This is a genomic window from Pseudoalteromonas sp. CO342X (assembly GCF_004208915.1).
Taxonomy (GTDB): domain Bacteria; phylum Pseudomonadota; class Gammaproteobacteria; order Enterobacterales; family Alteromonadaceae; genus Pseudoalteromonas; species Pseudoalteromonas maricaloris.
The window spans coordinates 129,995-154,409 of the sequence record NZ_SGPH01000016.1; the positions used below are offsets into that span (position 1 = coordinate 129,995).

At 43.0% G+C, this 24,415-nt stretch carries 18 protein-coding genes and 2 tRNA genes; 16 read left to right on the plus strand and 4 right to left on the minus strand.

Annotation, left to right across the window (positions count from 1 at the left end; genetic code table 11):
* From EXT47_RS07630 to EXT47_RS07645, 4 genes are read right to left on the minus strand one after another with little or no spacing between them, the layout of a single operon-like run.
* On the minus strand, window positions 1-255 hold the full coding sequence (locus EXT47_RS07630; protein WP_039495714.1) for a DsrH/TusB family sulfur metabolism protein: 255 nt from the start codon (window positions 253-255) through the stop codon (window positions 1-3).
* Complete coding sequence (locus EXT47_RS07635; protein ID WP_045989039.1) at window positions 252-611, minus strand: DsrE family protein; 360 nt, start codon at window positions 609-611, stop codon at window positions 252-254. The genes EXT47_RS07630 and EXT47_RS07635 overlap by 4 nt, the downstream gene beginning before the upstream one ends.
* Window positions 608-961 (minus strand): sulfurtransferase complex subunit TusD, encoded by a 354-nt coding sequence (gene tusD / locus EXT47_RS07640; protein WP_039495716.1) that lies wholly within the window; start codon window positions 959-961, stop codon window positions 608-610. Before tusD ends, EXT47_RS07635 begins: the two co-directional genes overlap by 4 nt.
* Before the next feature lie 54 nt (window positions 962-1,015).
* Window positions 1,016-1,681: a Bax inhibitor-1/YccA family protein gene (locus tag EXT47_RS07645; RefSeq protein ID WP_010604622.1), complete on the minus strand. Its 666-nt coding sequence runs from the start codon at window positions 1,679-1,681 to the stop codon at window positions 1,016-1,018.
* 297 nt (window positions 1,682-1,978) lie between these two features.
* Here EXT47_RS07645 and EXT47_RS07650 point away from each other — a divergent pair.
* From EXT47_RS07650 to pyrD, 16 genes are all read left to right on the plus strand, one after another.
* Window positions 1,979-2,069, plus strand: a tRNA-Ser gene (locus EXT47_RS07650).
* A gap of 42 nt (window positions 2,070-2,111) precedes the next feature.
* Window positions 2,112-2,202: transfer RNA gene (locus EXT47_RS07655), tRNA-Ser, on the plus strand.
* A gap of 182 nt (window positions 2,203-2,384) precedes the next feature.
* Complete coding sequence (locus EXT47_RS07660) at window positions 2,385-2,762, plus strand: hypothetical protein (RefSeq protein ID WP_039495717.1); 378 nt, start codon at window positions 2,385-2,387, stop codon at window positions 2,760-2,762.
* Window positions 2,763-2,883: 121 nt separating this feature from the next.
* Window positions 2,884-3,342, plus strand: coding sequence for a GAF domain-containing protein (locus tag EXT47_RS07665; protein ID WP_010371559.1), 459 nt, complete (start codon window positions 2,884-2,886; stop codon window positions 3,340-3,342).
* Window positions 3,342-3,620: a hypothetical protein gene (locus tag EXT47_RS07670; protein ID WP_010371557.1), complete on the plus strand. Its 279-nt coding sequence runs from the start codon at window positions 3,342-3,344 to the stop codon at window positions 3,618-3,620. Before EXT47_RS07665 ends, EXT47_RS07670 begins: the two co-directional genes overlap by 1 nt.
* A 15-nt stretch (window positions 3,621-3,635) precedes the next feature.
* Window positions 3,636-4,286 carry an RNA chaperone ProQ gene (gene proQ / locus EXT47_RS07675; RefSeq protein ID WP_039495719.1) on the plus strand — a complete coding sequence of 217 codons (651 nt, stop codon included), beginning with the start codon at window positions 3,636-3,638 and terminating at the stop codon, window positions 4,284-4,286.
* Window positions 4,287-4,296: 10 nt separating this feature from the next.
* Window positions 4,297-6,333 carry a carboxy terminal-processing peptidase gene (gene prc / locus EXT47_RS07680; RefSeq protein ID WP_130126229.1) on the plus strand — a complete coding sequence of 679 codons (2,037 nt, stop codon included), beginning with the start codon at window positions 4,297-4,299 and terminating at the stop codon, window positions 6,331-6,333.
* 224 nt (window positions 6,334-6,557) lie between these two features.
* Window positions 6,558-8,039, plus strand: coding sequence for a Na+/H+ antiporter NhaC (gene nhaC, locus EXT47_RS07685; protein ID WP_039495721.1), 1,482 nt, complete (start codon window positions 6,558-6,560; stop codon window positions 8,037-8,039).
* A 135-nt stretch (window positions 8,040-8,174) separates the two neighbouring features.
* Entirely contained in the window at window positions 8,175-10,760 is a 2,586-nt protein-coding gene (gene pepN / locus EXT47_RS07690; RefSeq protein WP_130126230.1) for an aminopeptidase N, read from the plus strand.
* Window positions 10,761-10,982 carry a DUF2835 domain-containing protein gene (locus EXT47_RS07695; RefSeq protein WP_130126231.1) on the plus strand — a complete coding sequence of 74 codons (222 nt, stop codon included), beginning with the start codon at window positions 10,761-10,763 and terminating at the stop codon, window positions 10,980-10,982. It abuts the gene before it with no gap.
* Window positions 10,983-11,231: 249 nt separating this feature from the next.
* Window positions 11,232-13,331 (plus strand): DUF1302 domain-containing protein, encoded by a 2,100-nt coding sequence (locus tag EXT47_RS07700; RefSeq protein ID WP_010604629.1) that lies wholly within the window; start codon window positions 11,232-11,234, stop codon window positions 13,329-13,331.
* Between the two features lie 11 nt (window positions 13,332-13,342).
* The gene (locus EXT47_RS07705) at window positions 13,343-14,710 is read left to right on the plus strand and encodes a DUF1329 domain-containing protein (protein ID WP_039495726.1); all 1,368 of its coding nucleotides are present in this window, start codon (window positions 13,343-13,345) and stop codon (window positions 14,708-14,710) included.
* 78 nt (window positions 14,711-14,788) lie between these two features.
* A complete protein-coding gene (locus EXT47_RS07710; protein WP_233525248.1) occupies window positions 14,789-15,790 on the plus strand; it encodes a YCF48-related protein in 1,002 nt (333 codons plus the stop codon).
* Window positions 15,790-18,111: an RND family transporter gene (locus EXT47_RS07715; protein WP_039495728.1), complete on the plus strand. Its 2,322-nt coding sequence runs from the start codon at window positions 15,790-15,792 to the stop codon at window positions 18,109-18,111. Before EXT47_RS07710 ends, EXT47_RS07715 begins: the two co-directional genes overlap by 1 nt.
* A 211-nt stretch (window positions 18,112-18,322) precedes the next feature.
* Window positions 18,323-23,161: an NAD-glutamate dehydrogenase gene (locus EXT47_RS07720; protein ID WP_039495730.1), complete on the plus strand. Its 4,839-nt coding sequence runs from the start codon at window positions 18,323-18,325 to the stop codon at window positions 23,159-23,161.
* Window positions 23,162-23,298: 137 nt separating this feature from the next.
* Window positions 23,299-24,309, plus strand: a complete 1,011-nt coding sequence (gene pyrD / locus EXT47_RS07725; protein WP_039495731.1) for a quinone-dependent dihydroorotate dehydrogenase — start codon at window positions 23,299-23,301, stop codon at window positions 24,307-24,309.
* The last annotated feature ends 106 nt before the right edge of the window (window positions 24,310-24,415 follow it).

Sequence of the window (24,415 nt, forward strand, 5' to 3'; positions counted from 1 at the left end):
TTACCAAGTAATTGAATTGTTCATCGTAATGGTCAGCTCAACCCAATCTTTGTCAGAGATAAGCTCTACTCCGGCCTCTGGGACAATGCCTCTGGCACTGGCGCAAGTTTGCAGCATCACCACATTTGCATCTCCAGCTGAGATACGCGTTTGCCCAAAGCAGCCATCATTACATAATAAAATTGTGTCGTGATGGGATACAAACTGCAGCTGATCGCATGCTTCGATACTAGAAATAATATGTAGCGTACTCATAGTGTCACCACAAAGTCATGTTGTTTGATTAACGCAAGGATTTCATGTTGATTTTTGATTTCAGTATCAACAGCAAGGGAGTGTGGCGATATGTTAAACTCCTCCATCGCTGACTGACAGGCATAAACCCGCTCGACATCATAAATTTCCAGAGTTTTTAATTGCTTAAACATGTCTTTTAAACCCAGTAGTGGAGCATTGAGGGTTTTCTGGAGCGATAGCACAGCAGAACCGGTAAAAAGCCAACTTACTTGTTGATCAATCGCTGCATAGATTAGTGCGACATCGAGCGCTTCTTTCAGACTATTTTGGTCAAATGGACTGGTTTGAGAAATAATTAACACGTTTTTACTCATTTAAACTGCATCCACTTATCAGACTTACTCGAGATCATGGCAAACTCCGCAAGGCCTGCAACGGTGAAAGGGCTAACGTCTTCGATGCTAACGCCGCGTTTTTCTGCTGCTGTGACACACAACAACAGGGGGATCCCTTTATCTTTGATGCGTTGCCAAATCGCGTTGACTTGCAATTCGTCGGATGCGTGTATGATATTTTGACTGGCGTGATAAACACCATCTTGGTATAGAAAGATACACGCGATTTGATGGTCACTTTTAATAGCGGCATCGACATACCGTTCTAGTAAAGTTAACTTTGACTGTGCAGCTACGCCAAAGTGCACTGATATGGCTATTTGACTCAAATTTTACTCATAAAAAAGCCCCGTAATGGGGCTTATTTTATCAGAAATTCTGAGTTAGTCATCCGACGCGCCTAAAAGGGCAAGGATACTGGTGAATAAGTTATAAATACTTAAATACAAGCTCACAGTCGCAAGCACGTAGTTTGTCTCGCCGCCGTTGATGATGCGGCTTGTATCGTAAAGGATAAAGCCAGACATTAATAAAACGACTGCCGCGTTAATTGCCATGAACGCGATGCTTGATCCAATGAACAAGTTTACTAGGCTTGAGATAATAACCACGATTAAACCAACCGTTAAAAAGCCACCCATAAACGAGAAGTCTTTTTTCGTAGTTAGTGCATAAGCTGATAAACCGAAGAAAATTAGCGCTGTTGTGCCAAGTGCTTGTGCTATCAACATGCCACCATTTGGTAGTGCAGCATAGTGATTAAGCATAGGCCCAAGGCCGAAACCTAAAATACCAGTAAATAAGAATACAAGACCGATAGCAGAAGATGAGTTTGCTTTTTTACCGATAACAAATAGCAAACCAAATGCAACTAATGAACAAACAATACCGGTAAACGCTGGTAATGCCATTGTCATTGAAATTGCGGCTGTTACTGCACTGAACGCTAATGTCATTGCCAATAGGAAGTAAGTGTTTTTCAACACTTTGTTTGTTTCCATTGTCGACATGACAGGTTTTGCAGTGTTGTATGAATGATTGAATGCCATGATTCAAGCTCCTTAATAAAACATGCTGATCCCAAAAATAACTGAGATAAGAGTATCAATTGTTATATGTTGGGGCAATGATTTCTGGATCAATATCTGTCGTTAATTGGGTCTCTACGGTAATAGTTACTCAATACGTAAGACTTTGAATATTTTCAAAAGTTCGCTGAAATATCAAAAATACGCATAATTTTGACTGGTTCTTAGACGATTGAGCCAAATTTTACGCAAACGATCAAATAATTGAAAAAAAAGCTTCACAAGCGCATAGGGATTCTCTATTATTCGCCCCGCTGCGGAGAGATGGCTGAGTGGTTGAAAGCACCGGTCTTGAAAACCGGCATACGTTAATAGCGTATCTAGGGTTCAAATCCCTATCTCTCCGCCACTTATTTTAGATTCATGCTCGTAAGCGTGGATTGTAGGTTTTGGAGAGATGGCTGAGTGGTTGAAAGCACCGGTCTTGAAAACCGGCATACGTTAATAGCGTATCTAGGGTTCAAATCCCTATCTCTCCGCCACATTTAAAGCCCTCAAATTTGAGGGCTTTTTTGTTTCTGATATCAAAAATCTCCCGCCTTGCGATTTCACCAGTATTCTCTTGATAAAAATACTTATTAGACCAAAGTCGGCTAGTGCAGAGGCACTGCTTGCACAATACTCAGTAGTGTTGAATGAATAATCAGTGTAGAGAGTGTTGAATATGAAACAAGTTGGCAAAGGAGTAGGGTTCTCTTTACTATCACCGTTAATCGTGGGTGGCGTGCTTGGAATTTACTACAGTTTTACACTCGGTCGCAGTGAAATGTTCTTTAACTTACTACTTAGCGCAATTTCTAACGCATACATCGTTGGTCTTGCAATGTGCCTTTTCGTTGTTCCCGGATATATCCTTATGTTTAGGTACAACAAGGTGCAATATGGTGGTCTGTTAACACTGGGCTTACTTGGTGGTGCGGTATTTAGCTATCTTTTCGCTGCACAATCGGGTGTCGGTTTTATTGTTAACGCCTTAATGTCAATGCTCGCCGCGGGGCTATTCTTGTTTGGTTTACGGGCAGGTTATCGTAAAACTGAGTGATAATTAACCGAGCAGTGTCAGTTTTACAGATAATTAATACTTTTTCAGTCGAAAAGGTTTTAATTATTTCTCCGAAAGAGTACCTTTAGCTTTTGTCGTTCAATTCGTGAATTTGATGGTAATGCAAAAGCAAGACTTTTATCAGACTTTAGTTAAACAAGCTCAAGGGCTAATTAGTGGTGAACACAATGTGATTGCCAATATGGCAAACTTGAGTGCGCTTTTATTTACAACTCTTGAAGATATCAACTGGGCAGGCTTTTATCTTATGGATAGCGCTGAAGAGTTGGTTCTTGGGCCATTCCAAGGCAACCCAGCCTGCATTCGAATTCCTGTTGGTAAAGGGGTGTGTGGTACAGCCGCTGCAACTTGTGAAACGCAATTGGTTGAGGATGTTCATGCGTTTGCTGGCCACATCGCTTGCGATGCAGCATCAAATTCAGAAATTGTGATCCCTGTTTTTAAAGATAATAAAGTGATTGCCGTGCTAGACATTGACAGTCCTAGTCTGGCAAGATTTGACGAGCAGGATAAGATCGGATTAGAAGCGTTAGTTAAAGCGTTTGAGGAAACGCTTTAATGAAAGATATGCTTCAGGTACAAGATTATTTGTTTTCCTACGCCGATGTTGGTGATTGGGAAGGCGAAGAAGAAGTTGTTGCAGAACGCTTAAATGAACTTATTCATCACGCATGGGATTTGCTTCCCGAAGATTTAGACTGTGACACAATAGATAGGCTCATAGAAGGTATTTGGGAACATCTTCGCGGTGATTTAGCGCTTCTTGAAGCAGATATAGAAGAGCTAATTGACTGGGTTACACACTATATAAACTCGTCGCTCGATGAGCAGATGTAATTAATAGGTTTAAAAATGGAAACCACAAACAAGCTAAAAGACACAAATGAAGTATTAGACTTCTTATTTTCAGAATTTCCTAACTGCTTCAAGCAAAAGGAAGGGATTAAGCCATTAAAGGTTGGTATTTTCAAAGATATCGCTGAGCGTATTGAGGGGTCTGACAAAGTCAGTAAAACTCAAGTTCGTCAAGCACTTCGTAAATACACTTCAAACTGGCGTTATCTCGAAGCAGTCACTAAGAACGAGTTTCGTGTAGACCTAGACGGCAATCAAGCTGAGAAGGTTGAACAAGAGCACGTTGAACACGCAGAAAAAGCATTGGCCGAGAGCCGTGCAAAAATGGCTAAGCGTAAAAAGCCACAGCGTCCAAACAATCGCGATGGCGAAACAAAATCTTACAAAAAGAAACCTCACTCTAGGGATCGTCAAGACCAAAAACGCCCTAAAATGAGTAGTAAACCTGCTGAAGTCAAACCAAAGCGTAGTGGTAAAGTTGAACCTTTACCGGCTGAACAGGTCAAGGTTAATAACAAAGTTAAAGTTAAACTTGGTCAAGCGCTTGTTAACGCTACTATCACTGAAGTCAAAAATGATGAAGTGCACGTAGAGCTTGTGACAGGAATGCAAGTTAAAACTAAAGCAGATAGCCTATATATCCAGTAAGGAGTTGTATATGAGTAAAAAGTTACCACTCATTTCCCTAGTCGCCGCGTTCGTATCGAGTGTTACTTTAGCCTCAACAAGCACAGTCACTATTAAGGACTTGCCGGTTCTTAAACCTGAAGCGCAACACACAACGGCTAGTAAACGAGTGACTAACCTATTTACTCGACAACACTACAAACGCTTCAGCTTTGATGACAGCTTATCGGATAAAATTTTCGATCGTTACGTAGAAGCCATCGACTTTAATAAGTCTTTGCTTCTACAGTCGGATATCGATAGTTTTCAACAATATCGTAAGCAATTTGATGATGCATTGATCTCAGGAAAACTGGGCTTTGCTTATGATATGTTTAATCTAAGCATGAAGCGTCGCTTTGAGCGCTATGATTTTGCCATTGGCTTACTCGACAAAGAAATGAACTTTGACAAAAAAGATGAGTTCATTTTTGATAGAGAAGAGCAAAGTTATGCAACCGCGACAAGCGAACTTGACGAATATTGGCGCCAGCGTGTTAAATCTGATGCGCTGCGCTTAAAGTTGACTGGCAAAAATTGGGAAGAGATCAAAGAAGTTCTTACCAAGCGCTATAAAAACGCGCAAAAACGCCTAGTCCAAACGAACAGTGAAGATGCATTTCAAGTAATCATGAATGCGTTTGCACGCAGTATTGAAGCGCACACTTCTTATCTCTCGCCACGCCGAGCCGAACAGTTCAAAATGGATATGGACTTAGAGCTGGAAGGGATTGGTGCGGTATTAAGTTACGATGAAGATTACACCGTGATCCGGAGTTTAGTTCCTGGCGGCCCTGCGGACAAAACCGAAAAGCTTAAGCCGGACGACAAAATCATCGGCGTAGCACAAGATGATAAAGAATTTGTAGATGTTATCGGCTGGCGTTTAGATGATGTGGTCGATCTCATCAAAGGCCCTAAGGGGACCAAGGTTCGACTTCAATACCTTAAAGGTACTGATAGTCACGGTACGCCTAAAATCGTTGAAATTGTTCGTGACAAAGTAAAATTGGAAGACCGCGCAGTTAAGTCTTCTGTCTTTGAAGCCAAATATTCTGAGCTACAAAGCAAAATAGGTGTGATAGAAATCCCGAGTTTCTACAATAATCTTTCTCAAGATGTAAAAACTGAAATCGCGAAACTTAAAGAAGCCAAAGTAGATGGTGTTATCATTGATCTTCGCCAAAATGGTGGTGGCTCACTTTACGAAGCGACCCAGCTATCCGGTCTATTCTTTGACCAAGGCCCAGTTGTTCAGATCCATACCGCTTATAACCGGGTTGAAAGCCAACAAGATAGAGATGGCATTACCTTCTACGATGGACCTTTGACTGTTTTGGTTGACCGCTACAGTGCATCGGCATCCGAGATTTTTGCTGCGGCGATGCAAGATTATGGCCGAGCAGTGGTGATTGGTGAGCAAACCTTTGGTAAAGGCACTGTGCAACAACATCGTGGTCTCGGTAAAAATTACGATTTATTCGAAAACCCTTTGGGGAGTGTAACTTACACTATTGCGAAGTTTTACCGTATCGACGGTGGCAGTACGCAACATAAAGGCGTGATCCCTGATATCTTGCTACCTTCGGCAATCAACCCGGAAGAGTGGGGAGAGAGCCAAGAAGATAATGCACTGCCTTGGGATAGTATTGTTCGTGCAAAATATGCGAGTCTAGATAACTTGTCGCCAACTATTCAATACTTGAGTAAGCGCCATGATGAGCGAGTAAAAGCAGAGCCTGAATTCGAATATATTTATAAAGATATTGAAGAATACAAAGCGCGCAAAGATGATAAGGCGATTTCATTAGTTGAAGCCGAACGTATCAAGGAGCGTGAAGAACGCGATGATCTGGTATTGAAACGTACTAATGAAAGGTTGAAACGTCTCGGTTTAGAACCGGTTAAAGATTTGGATGATGCACCAGAGATTATTTCGGAGTTAGACCCTTACCTTGAAGAGGCTGCGCTTATCACGCAGGACCTAATTTCATACGGGCGGATAGCCAAAAACGAAGTTAATAAGTAATAAAAGGCGCTTCAAGCGCCTTTTATTATGCCTTTTACACTTACTTTTACTTTACAAATTTTGTTATCATCTGCCAGATTTTCTAAGCTGATACTCTTTTGAGGCTTTTTGAGAATGGTGCGTGGCTCGACCACTGGCAACCTAGCTACTCAAAACGGCTCAAAACGGTATACTGCAAATAAAATAATTATAAGCATGGGTCGTCGTGCGTAGGAGTATTCCTTTTGAAACAACAAAAACAGCCGTCATTTATTGACGCTCTTATTCCGATCACTTTGTTGGTCGCTTTGCTCGGTGCTGCGGTGTACCTCTATGGTGACAGTTCATCATCAGGTCCAAACCAAATAGCCTTGCTTTTTGCAACATTCACTGCGGCGCTCGTCGGCCTAAAAAATGGTTTTACGTGGAAGACGCTTGAAGAAGCGATGATAAAGGGGATCACTATCTCTCTTGGTGCCATTATCATTTTATTGATGGTAGGTGCCCTAATAGGTACTTGGCTGCTGTCTGGTACCGTTCCCACACTGATTTATTACGGACTACAAATTATCAATCCAAGTTGGTTTTATGCCGCGAGTTGTTTGATTTGTGGGATTGTTGCGATGAGTATAGGTAGCTCATGGACGACGGCCGCAACCATAGGTGTCGCTCTACTAGGTGTGGCTACAGGGCTTGGCTTAGATCAAGTCGTAACCGCAGGTGCAGTCATTTCAGGTGCCTATTTTGGCGATAAGTTAAGTCCATTATCTGAAACCACAAACTTAGCGCCTGCAGTTGCCGGTAGTGATTTATTTGATCATATTCAACATATGCTTTGGACCACAGTACCTAGCTTTGTAATCGCACTTATTATATTTATTGTCATGGGCTTCAATGCTGAAGCGTCAAGTGAAGCGGGGCGAATAGATGAAATTGTTTCGATACTACAAACTAATTTCAACATTAACCTGTTAATGCTAGTTCCTTTGTTGGTGCTGCTTGGGCTTGCTATCAAGAAAATGCCTGCTTTTCCGGCGATTTCAATCGGCGCGGTGATAGGGGCGATATGGGCAGTGCTGTTCCAAGGTGATCTTATTGCAAGTCAAATTGATGCTAGCCAAGGCGAGTTAGTGGGCTATGTGAAATTGGTGTGGGCGACTTTCTTTGATGGTTTTGCATTGCAAACAGGCGATGCAAAAATGGACGACTTGTTAAGTGGCGGTGGCATGTCATCAATGCTAACGACAACTTGGCTGGTGATGACGGCATTGATGTTTGGTGCCATTATGGAAAAAACTGGCTTACTTGATGTCTTTGTACGCAGCATTCTTAAAATTGCAAAAAGCACGGGCTCACTAATTGCCTCGACTATTGCAACTTGTATTGGTACAAATCTAGTTGCCGCGGATCAGTACATCGCGATTGTTGTTCCTGGTCGTATGTTCAAAGAAGAATACAAAAAGCGCGGTTTGAAGAGTGTAAACCTCTCTCGTACGCTGGAAGACGGTGGCACAATCACTAGTCCACTGATCCCTTGGAACACCTGCGGCGCATATATGCAGAGCGTACTACTGATCAATCCGTTTGATTATGCCATGTACGCATTCTTTAACTTGATCAATCCTGTGCTGGCGGTCATCTACGCGTATCTTGGTATCAAGATCCTTAAGATTACGCCACCTACGGTAAACGCAGAAGAACCAAATGAGACAGCAGGCCGTGCATAAAATAGTGCATTTGCAATCTTGCTCAGGCCTTTTCCAACAGGTCAAATAGAAATTAAACGCCTATCCTTAGAATTGGCGATATCAAATTTGTTTTATCACTCGCCCCTTTTTGGGGCGTTTTTGTAAGGAATATATATGACTCAAAAACCACAAGCCAAATTTCTTAAAGATTACCTTGCACCAAGCCATACTGTTGATACGCTGTGCTTGACCTTTGAGTTAAGCCCAAGAAATACCATAGTGACTGCCGTCAGTCAGTTTGTCGCGGTGGGCAATGCGACACAATTAATATTAGATGGTGTCGACTTAGAGTTAGTATCTTGTCAGGTAAATGGTGAAGAGTGGCAAAGCCTTGAAAAATCTGACTCTGAATTGATTCTTTCTAACTTGCCAAAGGCCTTTGAGCTCAAAATTGTCACTAAAATTTCGCCGCAAACAAACACCTCACTTGAAGGTTTATACCTCTCTGATGGTGCTTACTGTACGCAATGTGAAGCGGAAGGTTTTAGAAAAATCACCTACTTTATGGATAGACCTGATGTACTGACAACTTATACGGTGACGATCATCGGTGAGTCAAAGTATCGTTACTTATTATCAAATGGCAATAAAGTTGAAGAAGGGAGCTTAAGTGACGGCAGACATTTTGCAAAATGGCACGATCCGCACAAAAAACCAAGCTATTTGTTTGCCTTAGTTGCCGGCGATTTTGACGTATTAGAAGATAATTACAGCACTAAATCGGGTAGAGAAGTGAAGTTGGCGTTATTTGTTGATAAAGGCAATTTACATAAAGCTCCCCATGCTATGACGTCATTAAAAAAGGCCATGGAGTGGGATGAGTCAAGGTTCGATTTGGAATACGATCTCGATATATACATGATTGTCGCGGTTGATTTTTTCAATATGGGGGCAATGGAAAACAAGGGACTAAATGTTTTTAATAGTGCCTGTGTGTTGGCAAGCCAAGAGACTGCGACAGACCGAGACTTTCACACCATTGAGTCGATAGTTGGACATGAATACTTCCATAACTGGACTGGAAACCGGGTTACTTGCCGTGATTGGTTTCAGCTTAGTTTAAAAGAAGGCCTAACTGTATTTAGAGATCAGGAGTTTAGCAGCGATCTAGGTTCTCGAGGCCTCAACCGAATCGACGCAGTAATGGCGATGCGTACACATCAGTTTGCAGAAGACGCGGGGCCAATGGCACATCCGATAAGGCCTCAGCAAGTTATTGAAATGAATAACTTCTATACCGTAACTGTTTATAACAAAGGCGCTGAAGTGATCCGCATGATGCATACCTTATTGGGGGAAGCAAACTTCCAAAAAGGGATGAAACTCTACTTTGAGCGTCATGACGGACAAGCAGTGACGTGCGATGATTTCGTTAATGCAATGATGGATGCTTCTGGTGTTGATTTAACGCAATTTAAACTATGGTACGAGCAATTCGGCACGCCAAGAGTAAAAGTGGCTACCGAGTATGACAAACGGGCGCAAACATATGCAATTACGGTGAGCCAAAGCCATGCTGATTGCGACCCCGTAAAAGCGCCACTGCATATTCCTTTTAAGCTAGAGCTTTTGGATGAGCAAGGTGAAAGCATTCCGTTGCTAACAAAGCACGGAGAAATACAACGAGCGTTAGATATTACTGAATTTGAACAGCGGTTTGAGTTTGAGCAAGTTGTAAGTAAACCCGTTCCTGTATTACTAGAAGATTTCTCAGCGCCTGTGCTTATGGAGTACAGCTATACCATTGATGAGTTACTACACATATTGCGTTTTGCGCGTAGTGATTACGCTCGTTGGGAAGCAGTGCAGCAAATCTTTATGATCGAAGTTAAACGAGCGGTTACGTCAGGCGATTTCAAACTGGATCCAAAAGTCCTCGATGCGTTGTCCGCATTGGTGGAAACATTAGATGGAGACCTTGCGCTATTGGCCGAGTTATTGACTTTACCAACGTTTGATACGCTAGCTAGTCAATTTGAAATTATCCCAGTAGACAAACTCGTTTCAATTTCCGATGCATTTGAAATGCAAATTGCGCAATCACTGCAATCGGTGTTTGAACACGCTTATTTGTCTTTGCAAGACTCAGGCTCATTAGAAGCAAAGGATGTCGCGATCAGAGCCTTTAAAAATAAAGCGCTTTATTACTTAGCGAAAACAGATTCCGATAGTGTTGAGAGCGCGCTAGATAATCAATTTTCTTCAAGCAATATGACTACTAAGTTGGCATCATTAAAAGCAGCCGTCGCCGCGCAGCACACAAAGATGGAAAGCTTGTTCAGTCAATTCGATAGTCAATGGCGTCACGATAGTCTAGTCATGGATAAATGGTTTGCATTAAGTGCAAGCTTATCTAATGATGAGGTGATATCGAATATAAATGCGCTTTATGCGCACCCTTGTTTTGACAAAGGCAATCCTAACCGTGTTCGCGCATTGATAGGAAGCTTCGCAAGAAGTAACCCCGCGCAATTCCATCGTACAGATGGCAAGGGCTATGCGCTATTGGGAGACTTATTAGTGGAGCTAAACAACATCAATCCACAAAATGCGTCACGTATGATCACGCCGTTCATGTCATGGAAGCGTTATGATGAAACGCGCCAACAGCTGATGCGTGCGCAGTTGAGCCGTTTGGCAAACTTAGAAGGCTTGAGCGACGACTTATATGAGAAGGTAGAGAAGGCGCTAGCGCAGTAGATGAAAGAGTACTTCTTTTACATGAATTTGAGCTATGACAAGTGCCTCGGTTACTACTACGGGCACTATACTTCAGTGCAAGTGATTGAAGATGGGGGGAAGAGTATTCGCTTCCCCGCAGAGCGTATTCGCCCCTTTATTTCATCAATTGGGATCAGGGGGAGATTTCGTCTCATCTTGGATGATAGCAATAAGTTTCTATCGTTAGAAAAAGTCACTTAATCGAAGTGTAACTGCAAAACATATTTTATTTTTGTTAAATGAGTTTGTTATAAGCTTGAAATACGTGTTATAAATTATCTGGTAGGACGTCTTACCAAGAGTAAAATACGCCCCTAGAGGCGAAAAAGCGTTGATTTAGTGGAGCAGTATTTGTATTTTCGCGGTTTCGCTTCTATCGTTTAGACAACAAAAAACAATAACTCTAAGAGCTTAAGCTCTAGACATGACCCGCCAAAAGGGGGAGAAATAATGATAAAAAGATCGCTCTTTGTGAAAAACAAAATCATGCTCGGTCTTAGTGCGGCAGTAATGGGAGCTGCCGCCACGTCAGTACACGCGGCCAGTTTTGAGGTTGGTGATTTCGAAATTACCTTCGATTCGACTTTTTCTTATGGTCAAAGCATTCGCGTTGAAGATCGTAACTTTGATTTCATCGGTAAAAGTAATCATCCACAGTTTAACTGGGATGGTTATAAAGCAACCACTGGCAATACCATCTATTCTTCGTCACAAATCTGGTCACAACAGGGTGCCTATTCAAATAATGGTGATGCTGGTAACCTAAATTTTGACTCTGGAGATACTTTCTCTCAGTTGTTAAAAGGTACCCATGATTTAGCAATTACCAAAGATAACTATGGTTTGTTCACTCGTTTCATGTATTTCTACGACTTTGCAATGGAAGATGGGGATTTTGCGTATAGCAACCCTGTTTCAGGCAAAAAAGTTGACCCGTGTGAAGACGACGATACCAGAAAACAAGTCTGTTCGGATTTACGCTTGCTAGATGCATTTGTTTGGGCGGATTTTGACCTCAATGATGGTAAAAACCCGCTCTCCGTGCGTTTAGGTCAGCAAGTCGTTAACTGGGGTGAAAGTACGCTTATTTCCCATGGCATTAACGTCAACCCGGTGGATATTGACCGTTTGAAAGCACCAGGCTCTGAAGTAAAAGAAGCCTTTATCCCTGTCGGTATGCTTTGGGCGTCGATTGGTTTGTCTGAAAACGTTAACCTTGAAGGCTTTTATCAGTATCAATGGCATGAAACCAGATTGCCAGCAACAGGTAGTTACTTCTCAACCAATGATTTTGCATCTGAAAACGGTTATATGCAAAACGTTCAGCTTGGTTTTACCTCAAACCCTGATATTGATCTGTATCACCTAACGGATGCATTAAACAGCTTATATGCTGATGCAACGGCTGCATTGGTTGCTCAAGGTGTAGTACCAACAGCACAAGCAGTTGGCAGCGCTGCAGCGTCCATGTATATGGCTTATCCGACTAAAGTGGCGCTTAAAGGAAAAGGGAATAACGGTAAGAGCGAACCTGATGATGGTGGTCAGTACGGTTTACGCTTAGGTATTTTCTCTCCAGAGCTAAACGACACTGAATTTGGTTTGTATTACATTAATTACCACAGCCGTAGACCTCTGATTTCTGGTAAAGCTTCTAACTTTACAGAGCAAGCGATCATGGCTGATTTAGCTTACATCGCACAAAATCAAATTACCGCAGACAATGTCACTAACTTAAATGCCTTTACTCAAGCGCAAATTACCTACCCAGAAGACATCAAACTGTATGGTTTGAGTTTTAATACCGCGATCGGTGAAACCGCATTTGCTGGTGAAGTGGCATATAGACAAGATGAGCCACTACAGATAGATGACGTTGAGCTACTTTACGCAGGTATGGTTGAGCAGTTAGCCGCTGCGGGTCTGCGTGATGATTTGGCTGGTTTATCTCAGCTTAGTCAAGGGGACGATATCGCTTTTGTGGGTCCTGGTGAAGTGGCGCAAGGTTATATCTTGCGAGACACTATTCAAGCACAGTTTACAGCAACACATTTGTTCGGCCCATCGCTCGGTGCAGATAGTTGGGCTGTGGTTGGTGAAGTAGGCGCAGTTACTATTAAAGACATGCCAGAGTACGATGAGCTTCGTTTGAATGTTTCAGGTACTGGCCGAAGTGGCACGATTGAGGGGCTTTCTGGCCGAGATTACAATCTTATCCACCAAGCGGTTTCAAATGGTCCAGAAACCAACCCATTCCCATCGGCTTCTGCATGGGGCTATCGCCTTATTGCAAAGGGTGAGTATAACAACCTATTCAGTGGTGTGAATTTTTCTCCACGCGTAGTGTTCTCACATGATGTTAACGGTATCACCCCGGATCCTATGTTCTTATTCATTGAGGATCGTAAATCGCTAGGCATTAATCTTAACTTTAACTACCTAAATTCGTGGTCATTTGATTTTGGCTATAACACGTTTTGGGGTGGTGGTAAGACGAATACCTTTGCGGACCGTGATTTCATCTCATTCAACATTAAGTATTCAATTTAAGGGCTTTCGATATGTTTAGAAAACCTACATTTATCGCAGCAACAATAATTACAATGCTGTCTGCCAGCAGCGCTATGGCTAAGATGAGCGCTGACGAAGTTGCACGTTTAGGTAAAGATTTGACGCCTATCGGTGCAGAGAAAGCGGGTAATGCTGATGGCAGTATTCCGGCTTGGAATGGTGGGATCACCGCGCCTCCAGCTGGTTATGAAGTGGGCATGCACCATCCAGATCCGTTTGCTGATGACAAAGTATTGTTCACAATTGATAAATCGAATTTAGATAAATACAAGTCATTGTTAAGCCCTGGTCAAATTGCGCTATTTGAAACGTATCCTGAAACGTTCAAAATGAACATTTACCCAACTAGACGCAGCGCGTCTTATCCGCAGTTTGTGTATGATGCAACAAAGAAATACGCATCTACAGCAGAGCTGATCGAAGGTGGTAACGGCATTAAAAATACCGCTATCGGTATTCCGTTTCCGGTGCCGAAAGATGGCTTAGAAGCTATCTGGAACCACCTATTGCGTTTCCGTGGCTTGTCGATTGCACGTTACGGCGGTCAAGCGATGCCCACGGAGTCAGGTGCTTACAACATTATCGGTTTCGATGAGCAATTACTGGTTAAGTACTCTGCAACAGATGCAACGCCTGAAGCGTTGCAAGAGTCAAATATCTTGTTTAAGTTTAAGCAGCAAGTGACAGAACCTGCACGTCTTGCTGGAACTGCATTGCTTGTACATGAAACCATGGACCAAATTTTGACACCTCGTCAGGCTTGGACCTATAACGCAGGCCAGCGTCGTGTAAGACGTGCGCCAAACGTTGCATATGATGCACCAGGAACTGCGTCAGATAGCTTACGTACAACAGATGACTTTGATATGTTTAACGGCTCTCCAAACCGGTATGATTGGAAACTTGTTGGCAAAAAAGAGATGTATATCCCTTACAACAGTTACAAGCTACATAGCGACAAGCTGAAGTATGATGACATCTTGATGGCCGGTCATATCAACCCAGAGCATGTACGATATGAAAAGCACCGCGTATGGGTAGTTGAAGCTAACCTGAAAGAAGGTACTCGTCATATTTACAAAAAGCGTGTGTTCTATATTGATGAAGATAGCTGGCAAATCCACGTAACGGATATCTATGATAACCGTGATCAGATGTATCGCGTCGCGATGGCACATGGTCTTAATTACTACGAAGTGCCGACGCATTGGAGTACGTTGGATGTCTATCATGATCTAAACTCTCGTCGCTACCTTGCGATTGGGTTAGATAACGAAGAAGACATGTATGACTTCAGTCAGTCTTTCAACGATAACGAGTTTACTCAGGGTGCGCTGCGCCGTGAGGGTCGCCGTTAATCAAATATTATCAGGCTGAAGCAACCTCGCTTCAGCCTTCTTCCTCCTTTCCTCTCACAACTCGAGTGTTTTCTCATGATGAAGAAGTTAGTAGCAGCCTCGATTTTAACTATGGCGCATGTAGCAGTAGCCGAAAGTAGTGATCAGATTTCAGCACAATCAGCCCTGATGGTCGCTCACCCAGAACAAACGCTTTTCACGGATATTACAGATAACGGTGATGCGTTAATTGCGGTAGGTAAACACGGCACAATAATTATTAAACAAGAAGGGCAAAACTGGACGCAGGCAGAGGTGCCAATTCAATCACTGTTGACCTCTGTGACATTCAAAGGCAAAGATATTGGTTGGGCTTGTGGCCACGACGCTAGCATAATCAAAACCACAGACGGTGGTAAAACATGGGCGCTAAAACAATATCTACCAACATTGGAAAAGCCTTGTCTTGATATTGAGTTTATTGACCAACAACACGGCTTTGCTGTGGGCGCTTATGGCATGTTTTTTGAAACCACTGATGGTGGTGAGTCTTGGACAAAACGTTTTATCAGTGAATTTGTTCACCCCGATGATGTCGACTACTTAGCCGATTTAAAAGAGCAAGACCCCGCGGCATACGAACAAGAAACGGCGTTTATTCTTCCCCATTTTAATCGCCTGTTGATCGCCGAAGGCATGATGTACCTTGCCGGTGAAATGGGACTTGTGGCACAAAGCGATGACTTAGGAAAAACATGGCAAAAATTTGAGCCTTTTTATCGCGGTTCATTTTTTGCTGTTGATCAAACCTCAGATAAGCAACTTATTGTTGCGGGCCTTAGGGGTAACGCATTTATTGGTAATGCTCAGCAAGTAGTTCAACTTGATACTCAAAAAACGGCGACAATAAATAGTATTGCCCACAAAGATAATGTGACCTATATGTTTGCTAACAGCGGCGTAATATTCACGTTGAAAGCAGGTAAGCTAACCTCAAAACAACTAAAAACCGGCCACTCTATTTTAGCAGGTGTGGTTAAAAAGAATCAGCTAATTCTAGCTACGGAGCAGGGGATTGCTGAGGTAGAGGTGAACAACTAATGCAAGCGTTTTTAAATCAATTGGTATACGCCATCTTTAGGCATCGTCTTACCGTCGTATCTTTTTTCGTACTGACGACGATATTTTTGGGCTTCAAAGCCACGCAAATTCAGCTCGATGCTTCATTTAACAAAAATATTCCACTAAATCATGAATACATGAAAGTTTACTTGAAGCACGAAAAACAGTTTGGTGGTGCAAATAGTATTCTTATTTCTGTTTGTGATAAAGATGGTGACATCTTTAATGAGCCATTTTTCACTCAGCTAAAAGCGGTGCATGATCAGCTCTATTTTATCCCAGGTGTTAATCGTCCACTGGTGAATTCAATCTTTGCACCCAGTGCGAGATTCGTTGAGGTGGTAGAGGACGGCTTTGCCGGTGGACCTATTATTCCCGCTAATTTTCAACCTACTGAACAAGGCCTAGCGGTTGTAAAGCAGAACATTGAAAAAGCAAAAGTTGTGGGTCGTATGGTTGCAAGCGATTATTCTTGTGCCATGGTAACCGCTCAGCTAATGGAAACCGATCCGCAAACTCAAGAAAAGCTTGATACCTTAGCCTTTGCGCAAAAATTAGAGTCTGAGATCCGAGCGCCTCTTAGCACTGACAAAGTGAGCATACATATTATTGGCTTTGCGAAAATGGCCGGTGACATTGCTGATGGTGCGAAAGGTGTAGTGCTTTTCTTTGCGTTAGCAATTGCTTTTACCTTTATTATGGTCTGGATGTTCTGTAAGAGCTTTAAGCTTACGCTGCTTCCGATTGTTTGTTCATTTATTGCTGTGATTTGGCAGATGGGCTTACTCAGTACTTTGGGTTTTGGTGTTGATCCCATGTCTATTTTGGTGCCTTTCTTAGTCTTCGCCATTGGCGTGAGTCACGGTGTGCAAATGATCAACGCGATAGGTAAAAAAGTAGCGGAAGGGGTAAGCTGCAAAGTGGCTGCTGAAGCGAGCTTTAAAGCATTACTTATCCCAGGTGGCATTGCTCTACTTTCGGACACCGTTGGCTTCTTAACTTTACTGGCAATCGACATCGGCATTATTCGTGAACTTGCTATTACTGCCAGTTTAGGGGTTGCAGTTATTATCTTTACCAACTTGGTACTGCTTCCTGTAATGGCATCGTTCTTTGAGTCTGCAAATATTAAGCGACTTGGTGATGGTAAAAACGCCAGCCATGGTATGTTTGAGGCAATGCGAGAGGCCTTGGTGAAAACCACAGACAAAAAAGTGGCCAGAGTGATTTTACTTATCAGTGCAGTATTGTTCGCATTTGGCTACTGGCAATCTGAAAAAATGCGTATTGGTGATTTACATGCTGGTGCACCGGCGCTACATGAAGATGCCAGATACAACCAAGACACTTTCCTTATCTCAGACCGTTATGCCATTTCTTCTGATATCTTAAAGGTCATTGTCGAAGCGACACCTGCGGCTTGTACCGAGCACGATACAATGGAGCGTATTAGTCGTTTCCAATGGCGAGTAGAAAACTTACCGAGTGTACAATCGGCTGTTTCTTTAAGCTCCGTTGCACAAGCGGTTAATGCTGGGTACAACGAAGGTAACTTAAAGTGGCAGACGTTACCAAGAAATACCGCTTCTCTAGTTCAAGCTACCTCTCGAGTAGAGACCAGCTCAGGGTTACTTAACGGTGATTGTTCGGTGATGCCTATTATCATCTTTATGGCAGATCATAAGGCCGAATCTATCGACCATGTGATTGCAAAAATCAAAGCGTTCTCAGAAGAAGAGGGAACTGATGACGTTGCCTTTAAATTAGCATCAGGTCCAATCGGTGTGATGGCGGCAACAAATGAATCCGTTTCCGAGGCGCAGGTTCCTATGATGATCTACGTGTACGGCGCGGTGCTCCTGCTGTGCCTCGCGAGCTTTAGGAGCGTGCGAGCGACTATCGCAGTGGTACTACCTTTATATGTGGTATCAACGCTGGCTCAGGCGCTTATGGTACAGCTTGAAATCGGTTTAACGGTATCGACGCTACCGGTAATTGCTTTGGGTGTGGGAATAGGTGTCGATTACGGCATTTATATTCTATCCTCTATGATGGGACAGCTTAAGCAAGGTATGCCGTTGTCGGTTGCCTATCGAAATGCGCTTGCTGAACGAGGCAGTGCGGTACTGTTTACTGGTATCACATTGGCGATTGGCGTAAGCACATGGATTTTCTCTGCGCTTAAGTTCCAGGTTGATATGGGTATCCTTTTAACCTTCATGTTCTTGGTAAATATGCTGGGTGCTGTGCTGCTTTTACCGGCAATTGGAACGCTTATCTGGTCTGACCAGAAAAAATAATGTGAATAATTGTGCTCCTTTTTATTTGGTATTGGCGATTTATATCTATTTTTTGTGAATAGATGAGCAAACAGCTGAAAAGCTTGAAATGTTTTCGTCAAAAAGGCTGTTTATTAGCGTCAGAAAGGTTAGAATTTACCTGACTCCACGCTAATAAATGGCTGTACAAATAATCTACCGTTCAAAGGTGGTATAGATTAAGGAACACATAATGACACAAAATGAAGGCACAGCTTCTGTTATCCTAGATAACGTCTGCAAGCTTATCCATAAAAAAGTCCATGCTGACAAAGTGTCACTTGTCGAAACGTTTGCCAAAACCTTGTACAGCAATATGTCTAAAGAGGATTTGGCACATCGTAACGACAGTGACTTATACGGCGCAGCATTGAGCCTTTGGAATGCCCTTGATAAAAACAAGTCTGACGATGCCGTCATTCGCGTTTTTAATCCTGAGGTTGCAAAGGATGGATGGCAATCATCGCATACAATTGTCGAGATAATCGCTAAAGATATGCCGTTTTTGGTTGATTCAGTGCGCATGGCGATGAATCGCAAAAACATAGTCTCTCACCTATTACTTCATTCTCCACTTAAGTTACAAAGAAACGATGCCGGTGCAATCACCGCGGTTTCTAACTTAAAAGCAGAACAAGAATCTACGTCTACTAAGACCGTATTTTTTATCGAAATCGACAGGCAAACAGATGATTCGGTGATCGCTGATTTTACAGCTGAGCTTGAATCTGTCTTAAATGATGTTTCTGTTGCGGTTGCTGATTGGCTACCAATTCGCGATAAATTGGTGAGCGTAAGTAAAGAGCTGCCGACCCGTCATTATAGTTGTTCAAAAGAAGAAGTTGCTGAAGCCGTCGAGTTTTTAGACTGGCTGGTTAGCGACAACTTTACCTTTATGGGCTACCGCCAATATGATTTGACTCCAGTTCAAGGTGACTATGAACTGAAGCCAGTTGAAGGCACAAGTCTCGGCCTGATGAAAAACTCAGGTGATGACCACAGTCGTTTATTGTCTGAATTGCCTGAAGTTGCGCGCAAAGAAGCACGTAGTAACAACTTGTTGATCTTAACCAAGACAAATTCACTTTCACGCGTTCATAGACCCGCGTATATCGACTATGTTGGTATCAAGCGTTTTGATGATGAAGGTAACGTGATTGGTGAAGACCGTTTCATTGGCTTGTTCTCTTCTAGCTTCTACAACAACAGTGCGGTAGATGTTCCGGTACTTAAGAGTAAAATTAACCGCATCATGGAGCAATGTGACTTTGCTAAAGGCACACATGCATACAAGGCGGTTCTCAATATTCTTGAAACCTATCCTCGTGATGAGTTAGTACAGGCACGCGAAAGCGAGCTACTTGAAGTGGCAATGGGCGTTCTACAAACTCAAGAGCGTGACATGTGTCGCTTATTTGTGCGTAAGGATGTGTATGGCCGTTTCTTCTCTTGTATGGTTTATGTGCCGAGAGAGCGATACAACACTGCGTTACGCCGTGAAACTCAACAACTGCTAGGCCGTGCATTTAAGTCTAGCGACAAAGTAGAGTTCACCACCTTTTTCTCTGAATCAACACTGGCGCGTACGCATTACATCGTGCGTGTTGATGACAACAACATAGATTACAACGTGAAAGAAATTGAAAATAACTTGGTAGAAGCCGCTCGTACTTGGGAAGACAAGCTACAATCTGCACTTCTTGAAAGAACGGGTGAGTCTCGTGGTAACGAGTTAAACCGTAAATACACGAATGCCTTCCAGTCTGCTTATAAAGACCAAGTATTGCCAAGCGCAGCAGTCGTAGACATCGAAAAGCTAGAGCAACTAAATGATGACAACAAACTTGAGATGCTGTTCTACAGACCTCAGGAAGAAGCAACGTCACAACTTGTTCGTTTGAGCCTGTTCCATAAAGCAGAGCCTATTCACTTATCAGACGTGATGCCAATGCTTGAGAACTTTGGCCTACGTGTTATTGGTGAAACACCATACGCGGTGAAGACGACTGATGGTCAAGTAAACTGGATCATGGATTTCTCTATGCTTATCGACAGCAAAGGGATCACTGATTTTGACAAAGTATCAGCACGTTTCCGTGCGGCATTGACCAATGTGTGGAATAACCGCCTAGAAAACGATGGTTTCAACCGTTTAGTGTTATTAGGTGGTCTAACTGGTCGTGAAGCATCTATCCTGCGTGCATATGCTAAATACATGCGCCAAATTGGTGTGACGTTCTCGCAGTCTTACATCGAGAATACATTTGACCGTTACCCGCACATTGCAGCGATGATCGTTGATCTATTCGTGAAGAAGTTTGCACCGAAGAAAGTTGCCACTGAAAAGGCACTTCAGAAGGTTGTTGATGCTATCTATCTAGAGCTTGAAAACGTAGCGAATCTAGATGATGACCGTATCATTCGTTTGTACGTTGATATGATCAATGCAACGCTGCGTACTAACTTCTATCAAAAAGAAGCTGATGGCACGAATAAGTCGTACACGTCATTCAAGATCCAGCCAAGCGCAGTGCCAGATATGCCATTGCCATTACCAGCGTTTGAAATCTTCGTATACTCTCCACGCGTAGAAGGTGTTCACCTACGTGGCGGTAAAGTGGCTCGTGGTGGTCTACGTTGGTCAGACCGTCGTGAAGATTTCCGCACAGAAGTACTTGGCCTAGTTAAAGCACAGCAGGTTAAGAATACGGTTATCGTACCTGTGGGTTCTAAAGGCGGTTTTGTTTGTAAACAACTTCCAACTGAACGTGAAGCGTTCTTCAAAGAAGGCCAAGAGTGTTACAAGATCTTCATCCGTGGTCTATTAGACATCACAGATAACATCGTACATGGTGACATTGTGCCACCAGTGGATGTTGTACGTCACGACGAAGACGACCCATACCTAGTTGTTGCAGCGGACAAAGGGACTGCGACTTTCTCTGATATCGCAAATGGTATCGCTGAGTCTTATAACTTCTGGCTTGGTGACGCTTTCGCGTCAGGTGGTTCGGTTGGTTACGACCACAAGAAGATGGGTATTACTGCTAAAGGCGGTTGGGAATCGGTTAAGCGTCACTTCCGTGAAATGGACGTTGACTGTCAAACAACTGATTTCACAGCGGTTGGTATCGGTGACATGGGTGGTGACGTATTTGGTAACGGGATGCTGCTATCTAAGCACATTCGTTTACAAGCGGCATTCAACCACATGCACATCTTTATCGATCCAAACCCAGATGCGGCAAGCTCGTATGTAGAGCGTGAGCGTCTATTTAATCTGCCACGTTCAAGCTGGGAAGATTATAATAAGGATCTAATTTCTGAGGGCGGTGGTATTTTCTCTCGTGCAGCGAAAGCAATTACGCTAAGCGCTGAAATGAAGAAGATGATAGGCACTAAGAAATCGAGCATGACACCAAACGAGTTGATCAAAGCATTGTTGAAGATGCCAGTTGATTTACTGTGGAATGGTGGTATCGGTACTTACATCAAGTCTAAATCTGAAACTGACGCTGAAGTAGGCGACCGTGCAAACGACGCGCTACGTATCAACGGTGGTGAGCTTGGTGCGAAGATCTTTGGTGAAGGTGGTAACTTAGGTGCTACTCAGCTGGGTCGTATTGAGTTTGCTTCAAACGGCGGTCGTATCAACACTGACTTTATCGACAACGTAGGTGGTGTTGCCTGTTCGGATAATGAAGTTAATATCAAGATCCTACTTAATGGCCTAGTTGCTGAAGGTGAATTGACGAATAAGCAGCGTAACGAATTACTGTATTCAATGACTGATGAAGTATCAGAATTGGTACTGAAAGATTGTTACCGTCAAACGCACACGCTGTCGGTTACTAAGTCTAAAGGTCCAGCGACGCTGAAAGAGAAAGTACGCTTTATCCATGCACTTGAAAAAGACGGCAAGCTAAATCGTGCAATCGAATTCTTACCAACTGATGAAGAGCTAGCAGAGCGTGCGGCGGCAGGTAAAGACCTAACGCGTCCTGAGCTATCTGTATTGGTTTCTTACTCTAAAATGGTATTAAAAGAGACATTAGTTGTTGATGAGATCTCAGAAAATCCATACTACCGTCAGTTGCTAGTGAACTCATTCCCAGCACCGCTGCGCGAGCGCTTCAATGCTGCGATGGATAATCACCCGCTCCGTAAAGAGATCATTGCAACGAAACTTGCAAACAATATCGTTAACGACATGGGTCTAAACTTCATGGTTCGTATGCACGAAGAGACAGGTGCAACGGATGCAGAAATTGCGGTTTGCTACTCAATTGCAAGTGCAATTTTTGAAATGAAGGAAACGTGGTCAGCGATTTCTGCGCTAGATAATAAGATCCCAGCGGCAGTTCAAACGGAAATGCTATATCAATTACGTCGTACGGTTCGCCGTGCAACGCGTTGGTTCTTGCGTCACCGTGACAAGTCTCAAACTATCGAGCAAACCATCGCGTTCTTTGCACCAACATTTAAAGATTTAAGTGCAAATCTACACAACTACATGGTTGCAAATGAAAGCGAGCAGATCGTTGATAAAGCACGTGACCTTGAATCTCAAGGTGTGCCAGCTGAAATTGCACTGCGTATCGTATCGCTTTCAAGCTTGTTCTCTGTCATGGACTTAGCGGAAGTTGCACATAGCTCAGGTCGTAAGATCGGTGTTGTGTCTAATACCTACTTCACGCTCGGTGCAAACATGGGCCTACATTGGTTCCTTGACCAAATTACGGCTCAACCTGTTGCAAACCATTGGCAGGCGCTTGCTCGTGCTTCATATCGTGAAGAGCTGGATTGGCAACAGCGTTCGTTGTCAGAGGTTGTGTTAAACAGCTTTGCTGGTGATGACAGTGATATCAATGAACAGATTGAACAGTGGATGGATAAGCAAGCAGGCTTACTACATCGTTGGCAGCAAATGCTAACTGAGTTTAAGACGTCGCAAAGTCATGACTTTGCTAAGTTCTCAGTTGCACTTCGTGAGCTAATGTTACTAAGCCATAACTGCGATACTTCCAAATAATCTAGAAATCGCTACAATACCCCAGCTTTGACTGGGGTATTTTTTTGTCTAATGCCATTGGCATAATCCATTTAGCTAAAGTTACGCTTGGGTAATTTTAGCTAAGTCGATTACGTTATCAATACTGAGGAGCTACCATGTTTTACGATCTTGCGCGTCGTTTTATGTTTAATAAAGATGCGGAGTGGGCACACGATTTTGCCCTAAACAACCTGCGCCGCTTTGCGAATACGCCAATGAGCCTTGCATGGTCTCAATCAGTTCAAGACAAACCAGTTAATTTTCTAGGGTTAGAATTTAAAAATCCAGTCGGGTTGGCCGCCGGTCTTGATAAAAATGCTGAGTGTATCGAAGCATTTGCACAAATGGGTTTTGGTTTTATTGAAGTAGGGACTGTCACGCCAAGACCACAAGCGGGTAACGACAAGCCTCGGATCTTTCGTCTACCTGAAGCAAATGCGATTATTAATCGCATGGGATTCAATAACAAGGGCGTTGATTACCTAGTCAACAACGTAAAAGCAGCAAAATACGATGGGATCCTTGGGATCAACATTGGTAAAAATAAAGATACACCGAATGAGCAAGGTAAAGATGACTACATTCACTGTATGAGAAAAGTATTTGAGCATGCCTCATATATCACCGTGAATATCTCTTCACCAAATACACCGGGTCTGAGAGATCTACAATATGGCGAAGCGCTAGATGATCTTTTGCAAAGCCTAAAAAATGAACAGATGGATCTTATCGCCAAGCATAACAAGTCAGTGCCTATGTTGGTAAAGATCGCACCAGATGTCGATGGCGTTCAGTTAACCCAGATCGCAGAATCATTAGTTAATAATCGTATCGATGGTGTTATTGCAACTAACACAACATTAGCCCGAGATGCGGTAGAAAACCTAGAGTACGGTAATGAAGCAGGTGGTTTGTCTGGTAGACCTGTTCGTGAAAAATCGACGCATGTTGTCAGCGAATTGAAGCGTATTACCGACGGTAAGCTACCAATCATCGGTGTAGGTGGTATTGACAGTGCGGAATCTGCAAAAGAGAAATTTTCAGCTGGTGCTGATTTAGTACAAGTCTACACAGGCTTTATTTATGAAGGGCCAGCGCTTGTTAAAAAGATCGTTTCGTCCTTATAAGGATCGGTCATATAACCAAATGATCCAAAACAAAACGTTATTATAAAAAATTTCATCATTGCGTTTTTCGCGTTATACTCCCACTTACTAGTTGAGCTAATTGGTT

Coding starts and splice junctions, on each gene's coding strand:
- EXT47_RS07630 (WP_039495714.1), bottom strand. CDS start 255: ATGAGTACGCTACATATTATTTCTAGTATCGAAGCATGCGATCAGCTG.
- EXT47_RS07635 (WP_045989039.1), bottom strand. CDS start 611: ATGAGTAAAAACGTGTTAATTATTTCTCAAACCAGTCCATTTGACCAA.
- EXT47_RS07645 (WP_010604622.1), bottom strand. CDS start 1,681: ATGGCATTCAATCATTCATACAACACTGCAAAACCTGTCATGTCGACA.
- EXT47_RS07660 (WP_039495717.1), top strand. CDS start 2,385: ATGAAACAAGTTGGCAAAGGAGTAGGGTTCTCTTTACTATCACCGTTA.
- EXT47_RS07665 (WP_010371559.1), top strand. CDS start 2,884: ATGCAAAAGCAAGACTTTTATCAGACTTTAGTTAAACAAGCTCAAGGG.
- EXT47_RS07670 (WP_010371557.1), top strand. CDS start 3,342: ATGAAAGATATGCTTCAGGTACAAGATTATTTGTTTTCCTACGCCGAT.
- proQ (WP_039495719.1), top strand. CDS start 3,636: ATGGAAACCACAAACAAGCTAAAAGACACAAATGAAGTATTAGACTTC.
- prc (WP_130126229.1), top strand. CDS start 4,297: ATGAGTAAAAAGTTACCACTCATTTCCCTAGTCGCCGCGTTCGTATCG.
- pepN (WP_130126230.1), top strand. CDS start 8,175: ATGACTCAAAAACCACAAGCCAAATTTCTTAAAGATTACCTTGCACCA.
- EXT47_RS07695 (WP_130126231.1), top strand. CDS start 10,761: ATGAAAGAGTACTTCTTTTACATGAATTTGAGCTATGACAAGTGCCTC.
- EXT47_RS07700 (WP_010604629.1), top strand. CDS start 11,232: ATGATAAAAAGATCGCTCTTTGTGAAAAACAAAATCATGCTCGGTCTT.
- EXT47_RS07705 (WP_039495726.1), top strand. CDS start 13,343: ATGTTTAGAAAACCTACATTTATCGCAGCAACAATAATTACAATGCTG.
- EXT47_RS07710 (WP_233525248.1), top strand. CDS start 14,789: ATGAAGAAGTTAGTAGCAGCCTCGATTTTAACTATGGCGCATGTAGCA.
- EXT47_RS07715 (WP_039495728.1), top strand. CDS start 15,790: ATGCAAGCGTTTTTAAATCAATTGGTATACGCCATCTTTAGGCATCGT.
- EXT47_RS07720 (WP_039495730.1), top strand. CDS start 18,323: ATGACACAAAATGAAGGCACAGCTTCTGTTATCCTAGATAACGTCTGC.
- pyrD (WP_039495731.1), top strand. CDS start 23,299: ATGTTTTACGATCTTGCGCGTCGTTTTATGTTTAATAAAGATGCGGAG.